This is a genomic window from bacterium (genome assembly GCA_035528375.1).
In the GTDB taxonomy this organism is placed as follows: domain Bacteria; phylum RBG-13-66-14; class RBG-13-66-14; order RBG-13-66-14; family RBG-13-66-14; genus RBG-13-66-14.
Window position 1 is genome coordinate 1 of record DATKYS010000134.1, and the last position, 6,110, is coordinate 6,110.

The following is a 6,110-nucleotide window of genomic DNA, read 5'->3' on the forward strand; positions in this document are numbered from 1 at the left end:
AGGGGGCACCTTACCGCGCGACGACCAGGCGCCGGTGCGCCCGACCCGAATCCGTGTCCAGCAGGACCAGATAAACCCCCGGCCTCGCGCCCGAGGCGTCCCAGGAAACTTCGTGCCGACCCGCGGCCAGCTCACCCTCGAAAACGGTGCCCACCCGACGTCCGGAAAGGTCGTAAACGGAGAGCTCCGCCCGGCCCGACTCCGGCAGATCGAAGCGCACGTTCACCGCGCCCGTCGCCGGCGAGGGCCAGGGATTCGCCAGCGCGACCTCCCGCGACCGCGGACCTTCCCACTGCACCGGCTCGGTCTGGTAGTACGCCTCCCCGTCATCGGAAACGACCAAAAGCAGCCAGCTCCACACGCCGGGGGACGGAATCCGCCGGTCGGTGAAGGTGAAGGTTTCCGGGGCGTCGTAGACGTTCAACAGCGCCCAGTCCAGAAAATCCGTCTCGTCCCAGGCCAGGGGCGAATCGTCCGGGTCCTGGACGCGGTAGAGATAGGCGGTCTCGGCCTCGCCCGCCCGGACACCGCCCGTGATGCAGACCCCGTCGGGCAGGGCGCGGGCGTCGAGCGCCACGGAGAGGCCGGACTCGGAGTGCCGGCACAGGAGCCGGTCGTCGGGGTTGAAGACGACGCCCTGGAAGTCGGTCCGCTCCAGCTCGGCGGTGAACTCCTGGTTCCGCGCGTCGTTCCAGAACTCCAGGCGCTCCGCGTCCCCGTTGCCGTAAACCACGTCGAACTCCAGCGGCATCTCGAACACGTAGGGCGTCTGGTTGAGCGTGTACTGCACCTGATCCACGCCGATGTGAAGCACCGAGCCCTCGAGCCAGTGTCGCCAGCGGTACTCGGGGAAACCGGCCATATAGCACCACTGGTCGAAGAACCAGCCCAGGTCGCCGGGATGGTGCTCGCCCGCGTAGAAATCCTCCAGGGTGTCCTCGAGGTCGGCGGTGACCGCCGTGCCGTAGCGGTGGGCGTCCAGGTAGCTGCGGATGCCGGCGAAGAAGGCTTCGTCGCCCATCAGGTTGCGCATCATGTGCACGATCCAGGCGCCCTTCAGGTACACCGTGGCGGAGAAGTCCACGTCGGGGTCCACGATGGGGTAACGCCGCCGGACGTCCTCGGCGAAGTACCACTCCCGATCCTCGAGGAGGGCCTCCCGGGCGTCGTAACAGGACGCGGGGTTCTCCGCCCACAACACCTCGCAGTAGCTGGCGAAGCCCTCGTTGAGCCAGGTGTTGCGCCAGTCGGCGCAGGTGACCAGGTTGCCGAACCACTGGTGGGCGTTCTCGTGGGCCACGAGCCACTCGTAGCCGGACTCGCCGTCGGTCTCCACCCCGCTCTGGGTCTGGAACTCCATCCCCTTGGACATGTCCTGCTGCCCCAGCCGCTCGAAGCCGTAGGGACCGAAGTGCTCCTCGTAGTCGTCGAACATGGCCGGGAATACGGCATAGTCGTGCAGGGCCCAGTCCAGCTCGTCGGCGTAACAGTAGAAATCCAACAGGACCGGCTCCTCGCGCAGGACGCCGTAGGACAGGCCGTCCTCGGCGTGGACCCAAACCAGGTAGTGGGCCGAGGGGTAGACCGAATCCCAGAGCCAGGTCCGGGTGCCCGCGCCGGGGTCGTCGGTGACCTCGATCAGGACGCCGTTGCCCAGGCACTCCAGGTCCTCCGGGGCGGTGTAGCGCTCCGTGACGGTGAACTTGTCCGAGGGGTAGTTGTAGCAGGGGTAGAAGTTGTGCGTGGTGCCGGCGGACTCGTGGGAGATGCAGCGGACGCGGCCCGGCTCGATGGTGAGCGGCTTGTTATCGGGGGGGGGCCCCTCGTAGTGGACACTGACCACCGCCTCCTCACCCGCGCCGAGCGGCGGGTCCAGGCTCACGGTGAAGAAGCCGTCCTGTGTCCGGGTGAAGTCCGCCGGGACGCCGTCGTAGAGGCAGCCCGTGATGGTGAGCTCCTCCGAGAGCTGGAGGACCAGCTTCGCCTGACTCCCCTCGGAGGGGGTGATGCGCCAGTCGGCGTGGCCGGCGAGGGTCCCGACCTGGGGGAAGAACTCGAGGACGAGGTCCAGGTGCAGGAGGTCGGACCCCGAGGGCGGCGGCTCGGGCAGCGGCCCCATGTCGCTCTGCCCCTTGAGGGCCAGCTCCATGAGGCGCGGGGGCGTCGGGTCTAAAAGGAGGGGGTTGCCCAGGGGGGGTTCGAGGGGGTTCGAGGCGGGGGCGACCAGGGCGCAGAAGAGAACCAGGAGCGTTATCCGCCCGACCATGATCACCTCAAATCCGACCGCCGTTGGCGGCCAGTTTCTCCTGCAAGGCCCGTTCCACCGCCGGGGGAACGAAGTGGGACAGGTCGCCGCCCAGGCGCGCTATCTCCTTGACCAGACTGGAGTTCAGGTATGTGTAAATTTCCGACGGCATGAGGAAGAGCGTCTCGAACTGGGGGAACAGGCGGCGGTTGGCCAGCGCCATGCGGAACTCGTCCTCGAAGTCGCTCACGCCGCGCACCCCGCGGATGACCAGGTGGATGCCGACCTCGCGGGCGAAGTCCACCAGCAGGCCCGGGAAGGCCAGCACGCTGACGCGGTCGCCGTACCCGCCGACGGCCTCCGCCATCATGGCCGTCCGCTCATCGGTGGAGAAGAGCAGCCCCTTGGGCGGATTACCCGCCACCGCCACCACCAGGTGCTCACAGATGTGCAGCGCCCGCTGGACGATGTCCAGGTGGCCGTTGGTCACCGGGTCGAAGGTGCCCGGAAAGATGGCCTGCTTCAAAATGATCCTCCCCGGAGGTTCTTCATTTTTTCACCCCCACGGCGAAGTGGGGGCACCAGACGCCGAAGATTTTATCCCGTAAAAAGAGCCGGAGCCGCACCGCCAGCGACCTCACCTGCCAGATTTTCGGCAGCGGCGGCTTCACCCGTCCCCGGGCGACGACCTCGAACCCGCACTGACCCAAGAGACGGCGGAGCGCCTCGGGCGTGTAAGGGCGGACGTGCTCCGGGTCGTCCCAGAAATCCGACCGGCGGCGGAAGAGGTACCAGGGCTCGCGGTGGCGCGGCTCGTCGGCCTGGACCACCACCGTCCCCCGGAATTTTCCCAGGATACGCCGCAGCTCCGCGGGGGGCATGTGCTCGATCACGCAGACCATCACCAGTCCGTCGTAGCGGGCGAGGTCGGGCTCGGCGGTGTGGACGGTGAGGCCGCGCCGGCGGGCCTCGGCGGCGAGTTCCGCCACCGGCTCGTACCCCTCGGCGGGGATGCCGCGCCCGGCGGCCCAGGCGAGGAAATTTCCCGCGCCGCAGCCGTAGTCCAGCACACGCCCGCACCCCGAGAGGTACGGCCCGTAACCCCGGAAGTGGCGCGGGTCGGTCCCGCCGTAGCGTGCGTCGAGTGCCAAGTGCGCTCCGGATTCGGTCCCCGGCGATTATACCTCAGAAAATACCAAAAAGCGGGCGACCGTGGACGGTCGCCCCTACGGATGAGGCGTGAATGGCGCATCTTCCTCGTAGGGGCCGACCTTCAGGTCGGCCCGCGGGCGGGTGTGGACACCCGCCCCTACGTCATCGCAATCGGGCGAATGATGTAAAAAAACGGGCGGACCTGAAGGTCCGCCCCTACGTCATCACAAACCGGGAGGGTTGAATATCCCCCCCCTAGAGCTGCGTCATCAACTGGAGGAACTCCTCGTTGTTCTTCGTCTTCTTCATCTTGGAAAGGAGCATCTCCATGGCCTCCACGGTGTTCAGGCCGGCCAGGGCGTTGCGCAGGACCCAGAGCTTGCCGCACTCCTCCTCGGACAGAAGCAGCTCCTCCTTGCGGGTGCCGGATTTGTTGAGGTCCACGGCGGGCCAGATGCGCCGGTCGGCCAGCTTGCGGTCCAACACCAGCTCCATGTTGCCCGTGCCCTTGAACTCCTCGAAGATGACCTCGTCCATGCGGGAGCCGGTGTCAATGAGGGCGGTGGCGATGATGGTCATGGAGCCGCCCTCCTCGATGTTGCGCGCCGCGCCGAAGAAGCGCTTCGGCTTGTGCAGCGCGTTGGCGTCCACGCCGCCCGAGAGAATCTTCCCCGAGTGCGGCACCACGGCGTTGTAGGCCCGCGCCAGCCGGGTGATCGAATCCAGCAGGATCACCACGTCCCGGGAGCACTCCACCAGCCGCTTGGCCTTCTCCAGAATCATCTCGGCCACCTGGACGTGTCGCTCCGCCGGCTCGTCGAAGGTCGAGGAGACCACCTCGCCCCGGACCGAGCGCTGCATGTCGGTGACCTCCTCGGGCCGCTCGTCAATCAGGAGCACGATCAGGTACACGTCGGGGTGGTTGGTGGTGACGGAGTTGGCGATTTTCTGCAGGATCATCGTCTTCCCGGCGCGGGGAGGCGAGACGATGAGCCCCCGCTGGCCCATCCCCACCGGGCACAACAGGTTGATCACCCGCATCGAGAGGTCCTCGTCCGGGGTCTCCAGGTCGAACTTCTCATCGGGGTAGAGCGGGGTGAGCTCCTCGAAGACGACCTTCTCCAGGGCGGTTTCCGGGCTCTCGAAGTTGACCGCCTCGACGCGTATCAGGGCGAAGTAGCGCTCGGAGTCCTTGGGCGGCCGCACCTGGCCCGTGACGATGTCCCCCTTGCGCAGGCCGAAGCGCTTTATCTGGCTCGGGGAAACGTAGATGTCGTCGGGGCCGGGGAGGTAGTTGTAGTCCGCCGACCGCAGGAAGCCGAAGCCCTCGGGGAGGATTTCCAGGACGCCGTCGGCCAGGACGAAGCCGTCCCCCTCGGTCTTGGCGCCCAGAATCTGGAAGATGAGCTCCTGCTTGCGCAGGCCGCTGGCGCCGGTGACGCCCAGCTCCTTGGCCAGTTTCTGCAGTTCGACGACCTTCTTGTTCTTCAGCTCGGCGAGCTCCATGGGAACACCTCTAAAGTGACGGCGCGGCGATACACGCCGGCGGCGGAACGGGGGAACGGGTTGGCGCAACCTCGGTCAGGAAAAAATCTGTGGGTGGGTGTTTTTTTGTCGGGGAGCTGTGGATGGGCGTTGAAGTGCGGGGAAATGGTAACGCCAGAAGATTGGTATGTCAAGCAGGTAGTAAAACTAGAAAAGAGTAAACCAATCGAAACCTAACTCAATGTAAACACGCTGACGGAATAAATTGTTTGGATCTATAATAGTATCCGTTGATTCATCATCTTCATCATATTTAAAGTCAAGTTCTATCCCAATACCACTGAATATTAATTGAGCTTTTAAATCTATAGCTATATTGTTATTTGGATCGGCAAATACAAGTAATGTAGGTATCGGAGATGCTTTACAATCTTGTAATGCATAAGATAATTTCTGGAAAGTTGTCCCGCCGGTTTTTTGGAATTTTGCCTCAACACCTAAATATTTATTTGTATCGCTATGTTTAAGGATTAAATCTAAATGTCTCGGTTTACCTACAAATCTATAACCAACTGGTTTTTCTTCTTTTATATCAATGGGTAAATTCCAAGATTCAATGTATGCCCTTATTGCTTTTTTAAATCTATCGCCGGTAGCCATAGAAAAACCTTTCTAGTAGTTAGTTACAATAAGTTCTGTTGCTCCCGTTCGCTTATCACCCTTACAATTTATTGCTCTATTTGCCTTGATTACAGTAATGCTGTAATCAGAGTATAAATCATTAATTAAATCTGTATTTGAATTCGATAACATAACAAAACAACCTCGATTGTCTAAACACCTAAAATCCTCTGCCAGCCTCTGTTGTTCGTACTCATCAAACCCACTGCCATTGTATTTCGTAAAGTGAGCTGTGTCGCTTATTGGTTGATAAGGCGGATCAAAATAGATAAAATCCCCAGACTTCGTATCTTCTATAGCCCGCGAAAAATCAGCAGATCTTATTATTATTTCAGCACTATTCAAGTATTCTGATACAGACAGAAGATTATCTTCATCTAAAATCGTGGGGGTCTTGTATGAACCAAATGGTGCGTTAAATTTACCTTTCCTATTTACTCGCCAAAGACCATTGTAGCAAGTTTTATTTAGAAAAATAAACCTAGAAGCCCTTTCTACCTTGCTTAATTCATTAGGGTCAATTGAGCGCACATTATAGAAATATTTT

General features: G+C 61.2%; 6 protein-coding genes. All 6 read right to left on the reverse strand.

What is annotated here, in order from left to right; all coding sequences use genetic code 11:
• Positions 1–10 precede the first annotated feature (10 nt).
• Positions 11–2,266 (reverse strand): M1 family aminopeptidase, encoded by a 2,256-nt coding sequence (locus VM054_10820; GenBank protein ID HUT99549.1) that lies wholly within the window; start codon positions 2,264–2,266, stop codon positions 11–13.
• Positions 2,267–2,273: 7 nt separating this feature from the next.
• Positions 2,274–2,771 (reverse strand): pantetheine-phosphate adenylyltransferase, encoded by a 498-nt coding sequence (gene coaD, locus VM054_10825; protein HUT99550.1) that lies wholly within the window; start codon positions 2,769–2,771, stop codon positions 2,274–2,276.
• Between the two features lie 22 nt (positions 2,772–2,793).
• Positions 2,794–3,396 carry a class I SAM-dependent methyltransferase gene (locus VM054_10830; protein ID HUT99551.1) on the reverse strand — a complete coding sequence of 201 codons (603 nt, stop codon included), beginning with the start codon at positions 3,394–3,396 and terminating at the stop codon, positions 2,794–2,796.
• Between the two features lie 256 nt (positions 3,397–3,652).
• On the reverse strand, positions 3,653–4,903 hold the full coding sequence (rho, locus tag VM054_10835) for a transcription termination factor Rho (GenBank protein ID HUT99552.1): 1,251 nt from the start codon (positions 4,901–4,903) through the stop codon (positions 3,653–3,655).
• 186 nt (positions 4,904–5,089) lie between these two features.
• Positions 5,090–5,542, reverse strand: coding sequence for a PD-(D/E)XK nuclease superfamily protein (locus VM054_10840; protein ID HUT99553.1), 453 nt, complete (start codon positions 5,540–5,542; stop codon positions 5,090–5,092).
• A 12-nt stretch (positions 5,543–5,554) separates the two neighbouring features.
• Positions 5,555–6,110 (reverse strand): Dam family site-specific DNA-(adenine-N6)-methyltransferase (locus VM054_10845; protein HUT99554.1); only part of this gene is annotated, 556 nt, incomplete at its 5' end.